Source organism: Mesorhizobium sp. M1428 (assembly GCF_040317515.1).
GTDB lineage: Bacteria > Pseudomonadota > Alphaproteobacteria > Rhizobiales > Rhizobiaceae > Mesorhizobium.
Genome location: NZ_JAMYKT010000006.1, coordinates 46,060 through 63,818 on the forward strand (window position 1 = coordinate 46,060; position 17,759 = coordinate 63,818).

A 17,759-nucleotide genomic window follows, 5' to 3' on the forward strand; every position below is an offset into this window, starting at 1 on the left:
TTGGATGTAATGTCCCAAATATCAGGATTATTTCCATGCGACGCGTGACATTCGATCTCGACGTCCTGCGCAGCTTCGTCACCGGCATGGAGCTGGGCAGCTTCGCCAAGGCCGCCGACCGGCTCGGCCGCTCGACCTCGGCAATCAGTGCGCAATTGAAGAAGCTGGAGGAGCAGGCGACGACGCCGATCTTCCGCAAATCGGGGCGCGGCCTGGCGCTGACGGACGCGGGCGAGACCATGCTTGCCTACGCGCGGCGGCTGATCGAGCTCAATGACGAGGCCGCCTCCGCCATCCACGATGTCGAGCTGGAGGGTTGGGTGCGGCTTGGGCTACAGGAGGATTTCGGCGAGGCGGTGCTACCGGAGGTGCTCGGGCGCTTCGCCCGCGCCCATCCCAAGGTCAAGATCGAGGCCAGGATCGCACGCAGCCATGAGCTTGCCGAAAGGATCATGTCGGGCAGCCTCGATATCGCGCTTGCCTGGGACAATGGCGCGACGCTGCCCTACAGCCGGCATGTCGCCGACGTCCAGATGCGCTGGATCGGCCCGGCAAAACAGATCGAGACCAGCCTGGGCGATGGCGAGCCGTTGCCGCTGGTGGCGCTCGAAGCGCCGTGCCTGCTGCGTAGCGTGGCGACCGAAACGCTCGACCGCGCCGGCCTGGCATGGCGGATGGCCTTCTCCAGTCCGAGCCTTGGCGGTATCTGGGCAGCCGTTGCCGCCGGGCTCGGACTGACGATCCGCACCGATATCGGCCTGCCGGCCAGCGTCAGGGCGATGACGCCGGAGATCGCCGGGCTGCCCGCCTTGCCCAAGATGGCGCTGTTCCTGCATCGCAAGGAGGCCGAGCTCGACCCGGTAGCGGCGCGGCTTGGCGACATCCTGCTGCAGGCGGCGCTGGAAGCGTTGCCGGAGACGCAAACAGCGCCTGTTCTGCGCAACGTGGCGTAGAGGAGAAGTGGCGCTCAGCGGCGCTTCTTTGCCCTGCCGGCGAAAGGGTTGTCCGAGGTGCGCAAGGCGATACGGATCGGCACGCCTGGCATGTCGAAAGCCTCGCGCAGGCTGTTCGAGAGATAGCGGACGTAGGATTGCGGCATCGCATCCGGCCGTGAGCAGGAGACGACGAAGCCGGGCGGGCGCGTCTTGGCCTGCGTGACATATTTGATCTTCAGCCGGCGTCCGGCGACGGCGGGCGGCGGATGATGCGCCAGGATGCCTTCCAGCCAGCGGTTGAGCTTGCCGGTCGAGACACGGCTGTTCCAAACTCGATGCGTCCTGATGACAGCATCCATCAGCTTGTCGAGGCCACGCCCGGTCTCGGCCGAGACCGGCACCGCCTGCATGCCGCGCGCCTGCGGCAACAGCCGCTCGGTTTTTTCGCGCAGCTCGGCCAGCAACTCCTGGGGATGGTCGATAAGGTCCCATTTGTTGAAGGCGATCACCGGGGCACGGCCCTCGCGGATGATCAGGTCGGCAATCTGCAGATCCTGCTTCTCGAAGGGAATGGTGGCGTCGAGCACAATGATGACGATTTCGGCAAAGCGGATGGCGCGCAAGCCGTCCTGCACCGACATGACTTCGAGCTTTTCGTGGATCCTGGCCTTGCGGCGCATGCCGGCGGTGTCGAACAGCTTTAACCGGCGTCCATGCCAGTCCCAGTCGACCGAGATGGAATCGCGGGTGATGCCGGCCTCGGGGCCGGTCAACAGCCGCTCCTCGCCGATCAGCGCGTTGATCAGCGTCGACTTGCCGGCGTTGGGGCGGCCGACGACGGCGATGCGCATCGGCTTGGTGTCGTCATAGCTCGGCTCTGCGTCCGGGTCGGTGATGTCTTCGCCGATCAGCACCTCGCTGGCGGCGACCTCCTCCTCGCCGGCCTCTTCGTCCTCGCCGAAGGCGCGCGCCTCGCCCAGTGCCGCGATCACCGCGTCGCGCAAATCAGGCAGGCCCTGGCCGTGTTCGGCCGAGACCGGGATCGGCTCGCCAAGGCCGAGCTCCCAGGCCTCCAGCATGCCGCCCTGGGCGCCCCGCGCCTCGGCCTTGTTGGCGACGACGACAACTGGCTTGCCGGACTTGCGCACGATCTCGGCGAAGGTCTTGTCGTCGGGCATCAGCCCGGACTTGGCATCGATTGTGAAAAAGATCAGGTCGGCCTCGCGGATCGCGATCTCGGTCTGGGCGCGCATGCGGCCGGGCAGCGTCGAGGCGGCCGCATCCTCGAAGCCGGCGGTGTCGATGACGTCGAAATGCAGATCGTAGAGTTTTGCGGCATGGACGCGGCGATCGCGGGTGACGCCCGGCGTATCGTCGACAAGCGCCAGCTTCCTTCCCACCAGCCGATTGAAAAGGGTCGATTTGCCGACGTTAGGCCGGCCGATGATGGCGACTTTGAAGGTCATGGAATATCACGACACGCCGCCCGAGCCGCGGATCAGCTCGGACATCAAAGTCGCCCGCTCGCGCGTGTTGCGCGGGGCGCCGTCATCCGCGGCGATCTGGTCGAACAGCTTCAATGCATCCGCCGCCTTGCCTTCCTTCCAGGCGGCAAGGCCAAGCGCTTCGCGCGCCGTATGGCGCAGCGTGTTGGTGTCGGCGGTGAGCGCCTCGACGCGGCTGGAGACATCGGCGAAAGAGCCGTGATCGACCAGCAGCAGCGCGGCCCTGAGGCGCGCCATGTCGCGAATGCCGGAGGGGATCTTGGTGTCGGCGGCGACCTCGTCGAAATCCTTGACGGCGGCGTCGACGTCGCCCTTGTCCGCCTTGACGGTTGCCGCGCGCATACGGGCGAGCAGCGGATAGGCGCCGTAGCCGTCCTTCTCCAACGCCTCCAGAGCGGCAAGCGCCTCGTCGTTCTTGCCGTCATTGGCGAGCTTGAGCGCCTGCGAAAAAGCATCGCCCGAGCGGTTGGCGCGGGTCTCGTCCCAATAGCGGTAGCCGACGACGGCAGCAGTGCCGAGCACCACCAGCACGGCCAGCACGAGCAAGGCGGGACCGAAGCGGTCCCACAGCGCATGCGCCTGGTCGCGACGAATCTCTTCGTTGACTTCGCGGATAAAACTGTCGTCCGACATGGATCAAAACCATTCATGCCCCGGCCGGGGCGGTTGATGAGCCCGCGTTTTAGCGAAATTTTGCCGGCATGGAAGGGGTTCGGCAGGAAAATCGCCTATTCACGAGGCAGTCGCCGCCAAAGGCGGGCGCACAGGTCGATCGTATCCGTGCCATATTTCACCGGTAGGCGGTGCTTCTACATTCCTTGATCCGGTCAGATGCCTTTGCCCCGTTTGTCCCGCGTTATTGCGTTTTCGATTGCCGCGCTTGCTACCGGCGCGGCTTTTGCCGACCCGCCGGCGGCGCCGGCAAAGCCGAAACAGGTCGTCATCATCTCGTTCGACAGTGCCCGGGACATTTCGCAGTGGCAGCGCAGCCGGGCGCTGGCCCAGCGCACCGGTGCGCATTTCACCTATTTCGTCTCCTGCGTGTTCCTGCTGTCGCCGCAGACACGCAAGGAATACACCGCGCCAGGCAAGACAGAAGGCAAATCGAATATCGGCTTCGCCGCCTCCAAACAGGAAGTCGCCGACCGGCTCGAGCAGATCAACCTCGCTGCCTCGGAAGGCCACGATATCGGCAGCCATGGCTGCGGCCATTTCGACGGCAAGGACTGGAGCAAGGCCGACTGGCTGAGCGAGTTCGGCTCGTTCAAGCATATTCTCGAAAACGCCTATTCGATCAACGGCATTGCTCCTGAACCGAAGGGCTGGGGCGATTTCGCGCGCAAGTCGGTGGTCGGGTTCCGCGCGCCTTACCTGTCGGCAAACAAGGCGCTCTACGAGGCGCTGCCCGCGGCCGGTTTCCTGCTCGACGCAAGCGGCGTCTCGAGTGGGCCGGTCAAGCCGCCGACCGTCAACGGCCTCACACGCTTTTCGCTGCCGCAGATTCCGGAAGGGCCGAACTCAAGGCGGGTGATCGCCATGGATTACAATCTCTATGTCAGGCATTCCGGCGGCTTCGAGCGGCCGAGCATGGCGGAAGAGTTCACTGAGCGGACCTATGATGCCTTTCGCGCCGCCTTCGATGCGCAATACCAGAGCAAGCGCATTCCGCTTGAGCTCGGCTTCCACTTCACGCTGATGAACGACGGCGCCTACTGGAACGCGCTCGAACGCTTTGCCGGCGAGGTCTGCGTGATGAAACAAGTCGAGTGTATCAGCTTTCGCGATTATGTTTCGCGGCAAGGCGAACGGCAGGCGGCGGTGGGCGGCTGAGCCCAAGTGATCGCCGCCCGCCATCATCAGCTTACCGGCTGGTCCTCAGGGCGCAAGCCGGCTTGCTCACGTTCCAGATAGCGCTGGTCGATTTCAGGCAGCGGTTCCCCTTCCAGTGTCGCCTCGAAGGCGCGCAGGCGTTTGTGCACCGACTGCAATTCAACGATGGTCGACCAGGATGTGAGCAGGAACTGGAGCGATCCTGTTACTCGGCCGAACGCGTTGGAAATCTGACTAAACGCCCCGAAACTTATCTTATGAGCCACAAAGGACGGCCCCAGGATCAACATTGAGAAGATACCGTCGGCTTGCAGATAGGTGTAACGGACCACATTGAAATAGATATAGTGAAAATACAGTCTGAAGTAGTTGTGACGAACGTTGGCGAACAACTCCGAAGTGGTTGCCGGTTGGGCCCTGTCCGCATGATCCTCGCCGTAGACAAGTTCCTTGCGATAGGCAGCCTCGACACGTTGGTTGCGAAACTGCAACCCAGGCAGCTTCAGACCTGCAACCATGACCGAAATCGTTCCGAACAGGCACCAGGCAAGCGCGGCAAAGACCAATGGCTGCGGGATGGCACCGACGATCGGCAATTCGCTAATGTGGCTCTGCAGTTGAATCATCACCGGCAGGAATGCAATCAAGGTCATGATCGACTGGACAAAGCTGGAGCCCAGATCCTCCATGATCTGCGAGAACCGCATCGTATCTTCCTGGATACGCTGAGAGGCGCCTTCGATGTGGCGAAGCCTGCTCCAGTTCTCAATGAAGTAATTGTTCATCGCCGTTCGCCAGCGGAAAATCCAGTGACTGACAATGAAGGCGTTGACCACCTGCACGTTCATCCCGACCAGCGCAAGCCAAGCGAAGCTGCCTAGTCCGGCATAAAACTCTCCGGCGGTCGACTTGACAGTCCCCGACATAAGTCCCTGGATATAGTCATAAAAAGGGCCGTACCAGGCGTTGACCGCTACACTGACCTGCACATTGAAGTAGATGAGGAACAGGATGACCGCGCTGATCAATATCGACCAGTTTTGCCACGGATGCGGTGCATACCAGCTCCAGAATGCATAGAAGACGGCAACGCAAAAAGCGAAATAGAGATAGAACCACAGAAACGGGTTCGACCAGAGTACGGTGATACCGATAACGGGCGGTGCATCAGCCGCAGCCGGCGGCAAGCCGAACACAGCGCCCAGCTGCTCGCCACCGAAAAACCAGAACAGGATAGCGGCAAGGCTCCAGACGGCTACCGAAGAGAAGAAGAGCTTCGGCTGCGGAAAAAACGATACAAACACTGTGCGAAAATCCTCGGTCGATGCGCAAATCAGCGGGTTCAGCGCGCATAAAGTCACACATTAGTGGGAAAGAAAATGCCCGCTACCCGACGCCCGGTGCCGAGCAAGACCATAATCATGGCGATTTTGGCGCAGCCGACCAGGCGATCGCACCCGAGGCCAGCAGGACGGCGGCGGCCACGATCGAGGCAAGGAAAAAGTCTCCCGAGGCCTGCGCAAGCAGCCCGGCGACGATCGGGCCGATGATCTGGCCGAGGCCGAAGGCGGCCGTCATCACCGCCAGCATCCGGCGTCGCGCTTGCGGAGCGAGCTGCCTGCCGGCCTGCAGGCCAAGCGCGGTGATGGCGATGAAGGTGCCGCCGACAAGAAGGCCGCCGAGCAGCGGCCCGGTGCGCCCGCCCATGACGACACTGGCGCTGACGCCGACCACCTCGACCAGGCACCCCAGGGCATAGGTGGCATAGAGCCCGATCCTGGCCGCGAGCTTCTGCCACAGCCAGACCGACGGGAAACCGGCAAGGCCGGTGACCATCCAAACGACGGCCTCGAAGACGCGGCCGCCACCGCCCTGGCGGACGATGGCGACGAGGAACGTTGCCGTGACGATGTAGCCGAAGCCGAACAGGCCGTAGGCCACGATGATCTTCACCAGCGAGCGGTTTTTCGGCAGTGCCGGCTCGCTCCCGGTGGCGCTGTTCGCGGCCGAGGTGCCGCCGGCCAGCAGGGCGACGGCGGCAAAGCCGCCGGCCGAAATCACCGCCGACCACAGCCAGCCCGCCGCCCAGCCGGCATGTTCGGTGACGAGGATTGCCAACAGCGCCGAGGACGCCGCGATGCCGAGGCCGACGCCGCCGAAATACAGCGCCTGCAGGTCGCTTCGCCCGGCCGCGGCGAGATGACCGAAAACGATGCTGGTCATGAAGACCAGCACGAAGGCGCTGGCGAGGCCGGCAAGAAAGCGGATGAGGAGAAAGGCGGGCATGGTGCCGGTCAGGCCCATCAGCCCGGCGAGGGTCGCAGTGGCGGCAAGGCCGGCCAGCATCAGGTGGCGCTCGCGGCCTTGCGCCCAGCCGCCGGTGGCGGCAAGCGCGCCGACGAGGTAGCCGAGATAATTGGCCGATGCGATCCAGCCGGCATCGGCCGGCGACAGGCCGAGCTCTTCCATCATGCCGGGCAAGATCGGCGTATAGACGAAGCGGCCGATACCCATGGCGACGGCCAGGGCGATCATGCCGGCGATTGCCGGGCGCAAGGGTGAAGCGATGTTCATCGCGGTGCACCATAGGTGCGCCTGCCGGTGAGACAATCCGCCTTTTATTGTGCCAGAAGGGCTGCGCAGCCGCGTCGGCGGCCGGCTCACCTGAGGTGCCAAGCACGATCCTCGTTCAGGAACTCAGCAGGTCGAGGCCGTCTCGAAGCGGGTACGACGCGCGGTCAGCCTAAACGGCATGTCGGCGAGTTCGCGCTCCGACATGGTGTCGAGCACCGGATGCGACAGCGGATCGGTCACCCAGCTGGTGGCCTCGCTGTCATGCGGGTACGGCTGCGTTCCGATCGGGGAAAAGGCGCCGAGCCATGACAAAATCTTCATCAGATTGCCTCCTCACTCTGAGTAGCCCACTTAGAATCCGGCATCCCGCAGTGTCTGGCAATTGAGATTTCAGCCGTTCGAGTTTACAAAAACTGTATGGCTATGCTGAACCGCGTCCATCTCAACGGCTTGCGCGCCGTCGAAGCCGTCGCGCGCCTGGGCTCGCTCGCGGCGGCGGCCGGCGAACTCAACGTCTCGGTCAGCGCCGTCAGCCAGCAGATCAACCGGACCGAAAAGCAGCTCGGCCGGGCCCTGTTCGAACGAACGCCAGCTGGCCTGGTGGCGACCGAATTCGGCACCGTCTTTACCGCGCGGCTCAGCGCCGGGTTTCGCGAACTCGCACAGGCGATAGCGCTTGCCGACGAAAGCTCGGAGTGCACGCTGGTGGTTTCGGTGGCGCCGGCTTTCGCCTCGAAATGGCTGCTGCCGCGGCTGTCGCGGCATTTCGCCCGGCATCCGAATGTGCTCCTGCGCATCGACGCATCGGTGCGGCTTGCCGATCTCGACCGTTCGGACATCGACGTCGCCATCCGGCTCGGCGACGGCAAATGGCCGGGCGGGCGGGCCGAATTGCTGCTGGCGCAGGAGGTATTTCCGGTCTGTGCACCGGTGATCGCCAGCAAGCTGAAATCGATAGAGGACCTTGCTTTGACCTGTGCGATCACCGACGAAAGATCGATGATCAGTTGGGAGAGCTGGTTCGAAGCGGCCGGGGTGAAGCCGGTCACCTTCATGAAGGGCGCGCGCTTCACCGATCCGATGCTGTGCCTGGAATCGGCGATTGCTGGTCACGGCGTGATGCTCGGCTGGCAGTTGCTGGCCGCCGACGCGCTGGCCGACGGCCGGCTCGTCGCACCGTTCGGCGTGAGGGCGCAGAGCGGGCTCGGCTACTGGCTGGTGACCTCGGCCAGCAAGAGCGAAAGCCGCAAGGTCAGGGATTTCAAGATCTGGGTGCGCGAGGAGATCGAAGCGACGATGCCGCAGTTCAGGTCGCTCGAGAGCGCCAGCTGAGTCTGCAGCACATCACGGTGGAAAGGTCGGTAGCGCCGGTCTATGTAAGAAACAGTCCCCAATCACGGCAGGCAGGATCATGACCACACATTCGCGCGGCGTTTCCGCAACCATCGACCCGGTGAAGCTCGACAGGCTGGCGGAAGTCGCCGTCAAGGTCGGGCTGCAATTGCAACCGGGTCAGGATCTGGTGCTGACCTCGTCTATCGCAGCGCTGCCCTTGACGCGGCGGATCGTCGAGCACGCCTACAAGGCGGGCGCCGGCCTAGTGACGCCGATCTTCAACGATGACGAGATCACGCTGGCGCGCTTCCGCTACGGCGCCGACGCCGGTTTCGACCGCGCCGCCGGCTGGCTCTATGAAGGCATGGCCAAAGCCTTCGCCAACAATGCGGCGAGGCTTGCCGTGCGCGGCGAGGATCCGTCGCTGCTTTCGGCTCAGGACCCGGCAAAGGTGGCGCGTGCCAACAAGGCGAATTCGATGGCCTACCAGCCGGCGCTGGAGAAGATCACCGGCTTCGACATCAACTGGAACATCGTCGCTTATCCCGATCAGGCCTGGGCCAAACAGGTTTTCCCGGACGACGCCGAAGACGTCGCCGTGGCCAAGCTTGCCGACGCCATCTTTGCCGCCTCGCGGGTGGACGTCGAAGACCCGATCGGCAACTGGACGGCGCACAATGCGGCGCTGAAGAGCCGCACCGAATGGCTGAACGGCCACAATTTCCACGCGCTGCATTTCACCGGCCCCGGCACCGACCTGACCGTCGGGCTGGCTGACGGCCACGAATGGATGGGCGGCGCCTCGACCGCCAAGAACGGCATCACCTGCAACCCCAACATCCCGACCGAAGAGGTTTTCACCACGCCGCATGCAAGGCGCGTCGAAGGCCATGTCACCAGCACCAAACCGCTGTCCTACCAGGGCACGCTGATCGACGGCATTGCGGTGCGTTTCGAGGCGGGCCGTATCGTCGAGGCAAAGGCCTCGAAAGGTGAGGATGTACTGCACAAGGTGCTCGATACCGATGAAGGCTCGCGCCGTCTCGGCGAGGTGGCGCTGGTGCCGCACTCCTCGCCGATCGCGAAGAGCGGGCTCTTGTTCTTCAACACGCTATTCGACGAGAACGCCGCCAGCCACATCGCCCTCGGCCAGTGCTACTCGAAGTGCTTCGTCGACGGCGCCTCGCTCAGCCAGGACGAGATGGCGGCGCGCGGGGGCAACAAGAGCTTCATCCACATCGACTGGATGATCGGCTCGGACAAGATCGACATAGACGGCGTCCATAAGGACGGCAGCCGCGTACCGGTGATGCGCAAGGGCGAGTGGGTTTAGGCCCGGGATCGCTAAGCGAAGGCCAGCAAGCAACGGCGCCTGCTGGCCCATGCGGAGTTGGCAATGGAGCTCGCGGTAAAGCGCATCTATGAGCCGCCGGCGCCCGATGACGGGCAGCGGGTGCTCGTCGACCGCATATGGCCGCGCGGCGTCCGCAAAGAGGACGCGGCACTGACGCTATGGCTGAAGGACATCGCGCCAAGCAACGCGTTGCGCAAACGGTTCGGCCATGAGCCGGCGCGCTGGGCGGAGTTCCAGCGGCGATACCGCGATGAGCTCGACCTGAACGGCGAGGCCGTGGCGGAACTGCGCGCCTTGCTCCGTGAAGGCAAGGTGACGCTGCTCTACGGCGCCCATGACGAGGCCCACAATAATGCGGTCGCGTTGGCGAGCTATTTGCGGGGATCAATTAGTCACGCCGGCGGGACAGCGCCCCCCTCTGGCCTGCCGGCCATCTCCCCCACGAGGGTGAAGATCGGCAGCTTCGCCGAAAGCGCCCTTCTTTGGCGACTAGCGAAAGCCGAAGTGACGTCCAATCTCCCCACTTGAGGGGGAGATGTCCGGCAGGACAGAGGGGGCGCGACGGATCGCGGCGGGTCGGTTCTACTTCCTACCGATCGCCTGCTGATAAACATCAGGCTTGAAGCCAACCAGTATCCTGTCGCCCAGTTCCAGCACCGGTCGCTTTATCATCGTCGGTTTGGCCAGCATCAGCGCCTTGGCCTTCTTCTCGTCCAGGCCCAGTCTGTCCTCCTCCAACAGTTCCCGGAACGTCGTGCTCGCCTTGTTGAGCAGGATTTCCCAGCCGACCTTGCCTGACCAGCCGTTCAGCCGATCCGCGTCAAGCCCGTCTGCCCTGTAGTCGTGAAAGCGATAGGCAACATCGTGGCTTGCCAGCCAGACACGCGCCTTCTTGACCGTATCGCAATTGGTGATGCCGTACATGGTAATCGTCAAAACGCGTCCTCGGACCAGTCGAATCTGACGGCACCCTAAAACCGCGCCTCGCGGTTTTCCAGCGGCCTCGCCGGGCTCCGCGATTTTCGCGCTTGCCAATAGTAAGGAATTTCCCTAAGTGTTTTCTAAGCCAACTCTGGTCACGCGGAATGGCCGAGGCAAGGAAACGACCATGACGGGCCTGCAGACCGAAAGCCCCCAGCCGATCGACGGCATTTTCCGGGCGCTCGCCGATCCGACCCGGCGACGCGTGGTCGAGCGACTGAACCGAAGCCCCGCCTCGGTCAGCGAGCTTGCGCAGCCGTTCGAGATGGCCCTGCCATCCTTCATCGAGCATCTCAGGGTTCTGGAAGGCTGCGGGCTGGTGTGTTCGGAGAAGGCAGGCCGCGTCAGGACCTACCGGCTTGCGCCGGAGCCGCTGAAGCTCGCGGAAAACTGGCTGGCCGAGCAGCGTGCGCTGTGGGAGCGCCGTCTCGACCAGTTCGACGACTACGTGCTGAAACTCAAGGAGACAGACAGATGAATATGGCGCCGTTGTTCCAGCCCGATCCGAAGCTCGACCTCGTGCTCGAACGCACGATCGAGGCGCCACGGGAACTGCTGTGGATGGCCTTGACGAAGCCCGAGCATGTCCGACAATGGTTCACACCGAAGCCGTGGATCATCACCGATTGCGAGATCGACCTGCGGCCCGGCGGCCTGTTCCGCACCCGCATGCAGTCGCCCGACGGCACGGAGGTCAACGACAGGCGTTGCTGCTACCTCGAGATCGTCCCGAACGAGCGGCTGGTGTGGACCGATGCGCTGCTGCCAGGCTACCGGCCGTCAGGCGATCCATTCATTACAGCGGTCATATCGCTGCAATCGCATGGCGAGACGACGCGCTATACCGCCACCGCCATCCACCGCGACGAAGCCACGCGCAACAGCCACGAGGAGATGGGCTTCTACGACGGCTGGGGCACGGTGGCGGATCAGTTGGCCGGCTATCTCAAGACGATCTGAGGCGACCCTGCTTCGCACTCACATTGCGGCCACGGAATCGTCGTGGCCGTTCAAGCGAACGCCGGTGCCGAAGGCACCAACCATTGCAATAAACTTGACGGTTGCGTAATGCCAATGTCGAGGCTCAGGCGCCGTAGCCGATGATGCCCTTGATCTCGAGGAAATCGTGGATCGCCCAGTCGGCGTATTCGCGGCCGTTGCCGGACTGCTTGTAGCCGCCGAAGGGCGCAAACGTATCCCATTCCGGATAGTTGATCGACACCTGCCCCGCGCGCAGCCGGCCGGCAATCTTGCGGGCGTGTTCGATATCCCGGGACTGCACATAGGCGGCCAGCCCATAGACGGTGTCGTTGGCGATCTTCACCGCATCATCATCGTCATCGTAGGAGATGACCGACAGGACCGGCCCGAAAATCTCCTCCTTCTCGATGGTCATGCCGGGTCTGACGTGGCCGAAAACGGTCGGCCGCACATAGTAGCCACGGTTGAGGTGCTCCGGCCGGCCGGGGCCGCCGGTGACCAGCGTCGCGCCCTCGGCGATGCCTGCCTCGATCAACCGCTGGACCTTGTCGAACTGGATGTTGCTAACCACCGGTCCGAGCTTGGTCTCCTCGGAGCGTGGGTCGCCGACCTTGTGCCGTTCGGCGGCCTTCTTGGCGATGGTCAGCGCCTCGTCGTGACGGGCGGCCGGCACCAGCATGCGGGTCGGCGCATCGCAGGACTGGCCGCTATTGCCGAAGCAGGCGTTGACACCCTTGCGCACGGCCGTCTCGAAGTCGGCGTCGGGCAGCACGATGTTGGCCGATTTGCCGCCCAGCTCCTGCGCGACGCGCTTGACCGTCTCGGCCGCCGTCTTGGCGACGATGATGCCGGCCCGGGTCGACCCGGTGAACGAGACCATGTCTACGTCGGGATGGCCAGCCATGACCTGGCCGACATCGGGACCAGTGCCATTCACCATATTGTAGACGCCCTTCGGCATGCCGGCGGCGTCCATCACCTCGGAAAAGATGATGCCGCTGATCGGCGCGATTTCGGAAGGCTTTAAGACGACGGTGCAGCCGGCGGCGAAGGCCGGCGCCACCTTGCAGACTATCTGGTTGAGCGGCCAGTTCCACGGTGTAATCAGCGCGCAGACGCCGATCGGCTCCTTGACCACCATGGTGGTGCCGCGCTTCTCATTGAATTCGTAATCCTCAAGCGCCTTGATGGTAGCTTCCATATGCGCCCTGCCCGCCCAGGCTTGCGCCTCGCGCGCCCACCTGATCGGCGCGCCCATTTCCTGGCTGACCGCCTGGGCGATGTCCTCGTAGCGCTCATTGTAGACTTCGAGGATACGCTTCAGCAGCTTCAGGCGCTCGGCCTTGCTGGTTTGCGAAAAGGCCGGGAATGCCGCCTTGGCTGCCGCAACGGCCTTGTCGACATCGGCCTTCGAGCCGACCGAGATTTTGGTGTAGGCCTCTTCAGTGGACGGATCGATCACATCCAGCGTTGCCGGCACCACGGGGCCGACCCACTTGCCGCCGATGAAAAAGTTGAGATGATTGCTCATGGGCCGTGCTCCGGTTTTCTAGAAATGAGTGAGACTAGCTAGGCAGCATAGGGCAGTTGGCGCCACGGCGCAGGCTGATATACGCTACGTCGCCGACGCTGAATTGAAAACCCTCTGTCCGGCGTGGCGCGTCGATCACCACCTGTGTCCCCTGCCCCAGCTCTGCATGAAGGCGCAAGGTGCGGCCGTGAAAGACGATACTGTTCACCCGCACCGGTGCGGTACCGGCCGCGGCCTCGGTCGTGGCCAAAAGGTCCTCCGGACGCACGCCGATGGTGCGAACCGTGCCCTCGCTAGGCAGCTCGCCCGTCTCCGAAACCGCTTCCAGCGGCAGAGTGCCCGCGGTGAACCGCAAGCGCTCGCCATCACGGCCGACAAAGCGCGACTGCAGAAGGTTCATGGTGCCGATGAAGCTGGCGACGAATTTGGTGGCGGGCCGGTCGTAAAGGGTCGCCGGCGGCGCAATCTGCTCTATGCGGCCCTTGTTCATGACGACGATGCGGTCAGAGATCGACAGCGCCTCGGTCTGGTCGTGCGTGACCATGACGAAAGTGGTGCCAAGCCGCGACTGCAGCCGCTTCAATTCGACCTGCATTTGCTCGCGCAGATGCGCGTCGAGCGCCGATAGCGGCTCATCGAGCAGCAGCACACGCGGCTCGCAGACGATGGCGCGAGCAAGCGCGACGCGCTGGCGCTGGCCACCCGACAATTCGGACACGCGGGCGCCGAGCTTTTCGGCAAGGCCGACCATGTCGAGCGCTGCGCCGACGCGCCTTGCCTGTTCGGCACCGGAGAGCTTGCGCAGCGACAGGCCGAAGCCGACATTTTCGGCGACGTTCATGTGCGGGAACAGCGCGTAGTCCTGGAATACGGTGTTGACCGGGCGGTCGAAGGGCCTGAGCGCCGTGATGTCGCGGCCGTCGAGCAGGACCCTGCCGTTCGACGGGCTCTCGAAGCCGGCGATGACCCGCAGGCTGGTGGTCTTGCCGCAGCCGGACGGTCCGAGCAGGGTCAGGAACTCGCCGCGCGAAATGTCGAGATCGACGGTGTCGAGCCCGACGATGCCGCCGGGGAAAATCTTGGAGACCTTGTCCAGCCGGACGAGCGGATCAGGCGCCATCGCGAACCTCGGACGGTTTGGTGGTGTTAACCCACAGGATCTGGCAGCGCTCGCTGCCCGGATTGCGGAAGGCATGCAGCAACGTGCTCTTGAAGGCGAAGCTGTCGCCGGCCTTCAGCCCGTATCTGGTCGAATCGACCACCAGCTCGACCTCGCCCGACAGGACGAAGCCGAATTCATGGCCGGCATGAGCGTAGGCTTCGGCGGTGCCGCCACCGGCTTCCACGGTTACCAGCATGCCGGTTAGCGTGGCGGCCGGCGGCGACAGCAGTGCCTTGGCGATGCCCTCCGACTTGACCGGGATCTGACGCCGGCTGTTGGCGCGCACACAATAGAGGTCGTTGCCGACATCATTGCCGTCGGCGATCAGCGCCGACGGCTCGATGTCGAGGGCGGCGGCGAGCGGCCAGATCACGCGCACCCGCAATGACGACATGCCGCGCTCGATCTGGCTCAGTGCACCGATCGACACGCCGGCTTTGGCGGCAAGTTCGGCCAGCGAGAGATTGCGCTCCAGCCTGAGCGCCCGCACGCGCCGGCCGACCCTGACGTCGGCGTCGTCCTTCGGCTTCCCAGCCGCTTCGTCCAGCATGTCCATTCGTTCGTCCTTGTTTGGTAAGGTTTTCCCTTCTCCCCTTGTGGGAGAAGGTGGATCGGCGCGAAGCGCCGAGACGGATGAGGGGTGTTGGCCGGAGTGCCGTCGGTGCCATCTGGAACACCCCTCATCCGTCGCCTTTGGCGACACCTTCTCCCACAAGGGGAGAAGGAAGAACCAGGCTCAGCCTCCTGCCTTGACCTTCTCGAACATCTTGGCGAGTTCGTCATTCTGTTTCATCGGCCCGGTGAAGATGGTGGTCTTCAGCATCACCTCGGGATCGGAAGGCAGCTGCAGTTTCTCCAACTCCTCCTTCGGCACGGCGGCGAAAGCCGAGCTGGTCGAGCTGCCATAGCCGTAGGCCTGGATCAGGTATTTTCCGGAATCCGTCTCCAGCCGGCTGTTGATGAAGTCATAGGCAAGGTCGACGTTCTTGGCGTCCTTGAGCATGACGAAGCCGCAAGCCCAGGTCAGCATGCCTTCTTTCGGCTTCATGAACTCGACAGGCACGCCCTGCTTCTTCAGCGAGGTGGCCGAGGCGTTCCAAGTCATGGCGGCGACCAGCTGGCCGCTCGCCAGCGCCTGCTCGACCGAGGTCATGTCGGTGGTGTAGTTCGAGAGCAGCGGGCGCTGCTCGCGCAGTTTTTCCGCCACCTTGTCCATCTGTTCCGGTGTCATGTCGAATGGATTGACGCCGGCGAGAAGGGCCGCCACCACCGGTGTGTCGTGGACGGCATCGATGGTCGCCATGCGCCCGGCATATTGCTTGTCCCAGAGCAGGTTCCAGCTGGCTTCCGGGTTCTTCACCAGATCTGTGCGGTAGAGGATCGAGGTATTGCCCCAGTCCCACGGCACCATCCAGACCTTGCCGTCGCCGGCCTGCAGGTCGGGCAGGTTCTTGAAGACCGGGAAGATCGAATCCCAGTTCTTGATGCGCTTGGTGTCGATCGGCTGCAGCAGGCCTTCCTTGTTCCAGCGCGCCACCTTGTCATAGCAGGGATGCGCGATGTCGGGGCGGAAGCCGGCCTTGACCTTGGTGAAGGCGTCGTCGTCGTCGCCGAACATCGAGGCTTCGACACCATCGGGGTGCGCGGCGAGGAAGCTCTTGTTGAAGTCGGGCAGTTCATAGCCCGACCAGGTGAAATATTGCAGCTTGTCGCCGGCAAAGGCGACAGTCGACGCAAGCGCCAGCGCGAAGGCAGCCAGTCCGGTTTTCGCTGTCTTTGCCGTTATCGATTTCAGGTCGAATGCCATTGCAGTTCTCCTCCTTCGGTTTCTTCTGGTTTTGACAGGTTGGCGGGTGCTGGCCGCCGGGTGGCAACAAGCCCGCGATGACGCAGGATTTCAGCGAGTGCGGCGATGACGAACGACACGGCCAGGATCGCGGTGCCGAGCGCCATGACGGTCGGCAACGATTTCGGGAAGCGCAGCTGGCTCCAGATATAAAGCGGCAGCGTCGGCTCGGTGCCGGCAAGGAAGAAGGCGACGATGAACTCGTCGAACGAGGTCAGGAAGGCCAGCATGAACGCCGAAATAATGGCGGGCAGGCTGAGCGGCAGCATCACCCGTCTGAAGGTCGTCCAGTCCGAGGCGCCGAGGTCGAGCGCTGCCTCACGGATGGTCTTCGGGATGGCGGCGAAGCGGCTGCGCATGACCACCACCGTCGTCGGCAGCGCCACCGATATGTGGCCGAGCACAATGGCAATGCGCGACGGCCCGAAACCGGCGAGATTGACCAGGATCAACAGCGAGATGCCTATGATAACGCCGGGGATCAGGATCGGCAGCCGGGCAATGGCGCTGATCGTTGCGGCCAGCGGCGAGCGGCCGTAGAGGTCCATATACGACACGGTGATGCCGCAGAGCGTTGCGCCGATGGCGGCAATAGCGCCGATGACGAGGCTGGTGGCAAGCGCACCGGACAATGCCGAATTGCCGACCAGCGTGCCATACCATTCAACCGTGAAGCCTTGCAGGGGAAATGCCGCCTGGATCGAATTGTTGAAGGAAAACAGCGGGATCAGCAATATCGGCAGATATAGGAACACCAGATAGGCAAGGACGTAGGCTCCGAGCCAGCCGCCGCCTTGCTTTGCGTCCAGGCGCGCGGTGTTCATGTGCGGCTGCCGTATCGGCGGTCGGCGAAGCGCACCACCAGCACTACGGCGAGAATGACCAGCATGACGGCGACGGCGAGTGCGGCGCCGAACGGCCAGTCATTGGCCTTGCCGAACTCGGCCTGGATCAGTGTGCCGATCATGGTACTGGCAGGGCCGCCGACCAGCGCCGGCGTCACGTAATCGCCGACCGTCGGCACAAAAACGACGAGGGCCGCCGCCAGCACGCCCGGCATCGAGTTGGGCAGCACGATGCGGCGGAAACTGGTGAATGGTTTTGCGCCAAGATCGGAAGCGGCCTCGAGCAGCGATTTCGGGATCGTGTCCAGCGCCACATAGATGGGCAGGATGGCGAACGGGGCATAAGCGTGGGCAAGCGTGACAACGACCGCTGCCGGCGTATTCAGGAACGCCAATGTCGGCTCCGACCAGATGCCGCTTTCGATCAATGCCGAGTTGAGCACGCCATTATAGGCCAGTACGATCTTCCAGGCGAAGACGCGCAGCAGATAGCTGGTCCAGAACGGCAGGGTCAGCAGGAACAGCAGCAGCCCACGCCGCCGCCCGGCATGGAAAGCCAGATAGTAGGCGACAGGATATGCTGTGACGACGGTTGCCAGCGTTACCAGGCCGGCGATGCCCAGCGAGCGCAGCGTCACCGTCCAGTACAGCGGATCGGTGGCCACCGTGGCGAAATTCGCAAGGGTGAAACCGGCCCCCAGCAGCGAGCCGTCATTGCCGCGAAAGGCCAGGAAGAACACCAGGCCAAGCGCGAAAAGGATCAGCAGAAAGGTGACCAGCCCGCCGGGCAGCAGCATGGCGAAGCGAAAACCCGACGAAGACCGGGTTTCCGGCAGCGGCTGCGTTGCGGCGATGGTCGACATCGACTGCCCATCGGAAT

The 17,759-nt window shown here is 63.6% G+C and carries 18 protein-coding genes and 1 pseudogene; 7 read left to right on the top strand and 12 right to left on the bottom strand.

All coding sequences use genetic code 11. The features are described 5' to 3' along the window. Positions 1-35: 35 nt before the first annotated feature. The gene (locus tag NKG60_RS10600; protein WP_352660877.1) at positions 36-953 is read left to right on the top strand and encodes a LysR substrate-binding domain-containing protein; all 918 of its coding nucleotides are present in this window, start codon (positions 36-38) and stop codon (positions 951-953) included. Between the two features lie 14 nt (positions 954-967). Here NKG60_RS10600 and der read toward each other — a convergent pair whose 3' ends face one another. Together der and NKG60_RS10610 are read right to left on the bottom strand one after the other, a co-directional pair. Further along, positions 968-2,401, bottom strand: coding sequence for a ribosome biogenesis GTPase Der (der, locus tag NKG60_RS10605; RefSeq protein ID WP_352660874.1), 1,434 nt, complete (start codon positions 2,399-2,401; stop codon positions 968-970). 6 nt (positions 2,402-2,407) lie between these two features. Beyond that, positions 2,408-3,073: a tetratricopeptide repeat protein gene (locus NKG60_RS10610; protein WP_023674063.1), complete on the bottom strand. Its 666-nt coding sequence runs from the start codon at positions 3,071-3,073 to the stop codon at positions 2,408-2,410. 204 nt (positions 3,074-3,277) lie between these two features. On the opposite strand from NKG60_RS10610, the gene NKG60_RS10615 reads away from it, so the two are divergent. Further along, on the top strand, positions 3,278-4,270 hold the full coding sequence (locus NKG60_RS10615; RefSeq protein ID WP_352661315.1) for a polysaccharide deacetylase family protein: 993 nt from the start codon (positions 3,278-3,280) through the stop codon (positions 4,268-4,270). Positions 4,271-4,296: 26 nt separating this feature from the next. Here the strand turns inward: NKG60_RS10615 and sbmA are convergent, their stop codons facing one another. The 3 genes from sbmA to NKG60_RS10630 form a co-directional block, all read right to left on the bottom strand. After that, positions 4,297-5,574: a peptide antibiotic transporter SbmA gene (sbmA, locus tag NKG60_RS10620; protein WP_352660871.1), complete on the bottom strand. Its 1,278-nt coding sequence runs from the start codon at positions 5,572-5,574 to the stop codon at positions 4,297-4,299. Between the two features lie 115 nt (positions 5,575-5,689). Continuing rightward, a complete protein-coding gene (locus NKG60_RS10625; RefSeq protein ID WP_352660868.1) occupies positions 5,690-6,844 on the bottom strand; it encodes a YbfB/YjiJ family MFS transporter in 1,155 nt (384 codons plus the stop codon). Positions 6,845-6,967: 123 nt separating this feature from the next. Continuing rightward, a complete protein-coding gene (locus NKG60_RS10630) occupies positions 6,968-7,165 on the bottom strand; it encodes a hypothetical protein (RefSeq protein ID WP_352660865.1) in 198 nt (65 codons plus the stop codon). 96 nt (positions 7,166-7,261) lie between these two features. Between NKG60_RS10630 and NKG60_RS10635 the strand changes: the two genes are divergently transcribed. The 3 genes and pseudogenes from NKG60_RS10635 to NKG60_RS10645 form a co-directional block, all read left to right on the top strand. Next, a complete protein-coding gene (locus NKG60_RS10635; protein ID WP_502903344.1) occupies positions 7,262-8,176 on the top strand; it encodes a LysR substrate-binding domain-containing protein in 915 nt (304 codons plus the stop codon). Between the two features lie 79 nt (positions 8,177-8,255). Beyond that, positions 8,256-9,512 carry an aminopeptidase gene (locus NKG60_RS10640; protein WP_352660862.1) on the top strand — a complete coding sequence of 419 codons (1,257 nt, stop codon included), beginning with the start codon at positions 8,256-8,258 and terminating at the stop codon, positions 9,510-9,512. A 57-nt stretch (positions 9,513-9,569) separates the two neighbouring features. Next, positions 9,570-9,923 (top strand): annotated as a pseudogene (locus NKG60_RS10645) (DUF488 domain-containing protein); the annotation flags it as partial. 192 nt (positions 9,924-10,115) lie between these two features. Here NKG60_RS10645 and NKG60_RS10650 read toward each other — a convergent pair. Beyond that, positions 10,116-10,469, bottom strand: coding sequence for an ArsC family reductase (locus NKG60_RS10650; RefSeq protein ID WP_352660856.1), 354 nt, complete (start codon positions 10,467-10,469; stop codon positions 10,116-10,118). 172 nt (positions 10,470-10,641) lie between these two features. Here NKG60_RS10650 and NKG60_RS10655 point away from each other — a divergent pair, with 172 nt between their 5' ends. Both NKG60_RS10655 and NKG60_RS10660 read left to right on the top strand, forming a co-directional pair. Next, entirely contained in the window at positions 10,642-10,992 is a 351-nt protein-coding gene (locus NKG60_RS10655; protein WP_352660853.1) for an ArsR/SmtB family transcription factor, read from the top strand. A 2-nt stretch (positions 10,993-10,994) separates the two neighbouring features. Continuing rightward, on the top strand, positions 10,995-11,474 hold the full coding sequence (locus NKG60_RS10660; protein ID WP_352661312.1) for an SRPBCC family protein: 480 nt from the start codon (positions 10,995-10,997) through the stop codon (positions 11,472-11,474). A gap of 124 nt (positions 11,475-11,598) precedes the next feature. Here NKG60_RS10660 and NKG60_RS10665 read toward each other — a convergent pair whose 3' ends face one another. The 6 genes from NKG60_RS10665 to NKG60_RS10690 all read right to left on the bottom strand — a co-directional run bounded on the left by NKG60_RS10665 (position 11,599) and on the right by NKG60_RS10690 (position 17,742). Continuing rightward, on the bottom strand, positions 11,599-13,026 hold the full coding sequence (locus NKG60_RS10665; protein WP_352660850.1) for an aldehyde dehydrogenase family protein: 1,428 nt from the start codon (positions 13,024-13,026) through the stop codon (positions 11,599-11,601). 34 nt (positions 13,027-13,060) lie between these two features. Next, the gene (locus tag NKG60_RS10670; protein WP_352660848.1) at positions 13,061-14,146 is read right to left on the bottom strand and encodes an ABC transporter ATP-binding protein; all 1,086 of its coding nucleotides are present in this window, start codon (positions 14,144-14,146) and stop codon (positions 13,061-13,063) included. Then, the gene (locus NKG60_RS10675; RefSeq protein WP_352660846.1) at positions 14,136-14,744 is read right to left on the bottom strand and encodes a cupin domain-containing protein; all 609 of its coding nucleotides are present in this window, start codon (positions 14,742-14,744) and stop codon (positions 14,136-14,138) included. Before NKG60_RS10675 ends, NKG60_RS10670 begins: the two co-directional genes overlap by 11 nt. A 180-nt stretch (positions 14,745-14,924) precedes the next feature. Next, positions 14,925-15,995 carry an ABC transporter substrate-binding protein gene (locus tag NKG60_RS10680; RefSeq protein ID WP_352660843.1) on the bottom strand — a complete coding sequence of 357 codons (1,071 nt, stop codon included), beginning with the start codon at positions 15,993-15,995 and terminating at the stop codon, positions 14,925-14,927. After that, positions 15,980-16,858, bottom strand: coding sequence for an ABC transporter permease (locus NKG60_RS10685; RefSeq protein WP_352660841.1), 879 nt, complete (start codon positions 16,856-16,858; stop codon positions 15,980-15,982). Before NKG60_RS10685 ends, NKG60_RS10680 begins: the two co-directional genes overlap by 16 nt. After that, positions 16,855-17,742 (bottom strand): ABC transporter permease, encoded by an 888-nt coding sequence (locus NKG60_RS10690; protein WP_352660839.1) that lies wholly within the window; start codon positions 17,740-17,742, stop codon positions 16,855-16,857. The genes NKG60_RS10685 and NKG60_RS10690 overlap by 4 nt, the downstream gene beginning before the upstream one ends. Positions 17,743-17,759: the final 17 nt, after the last annotated feature.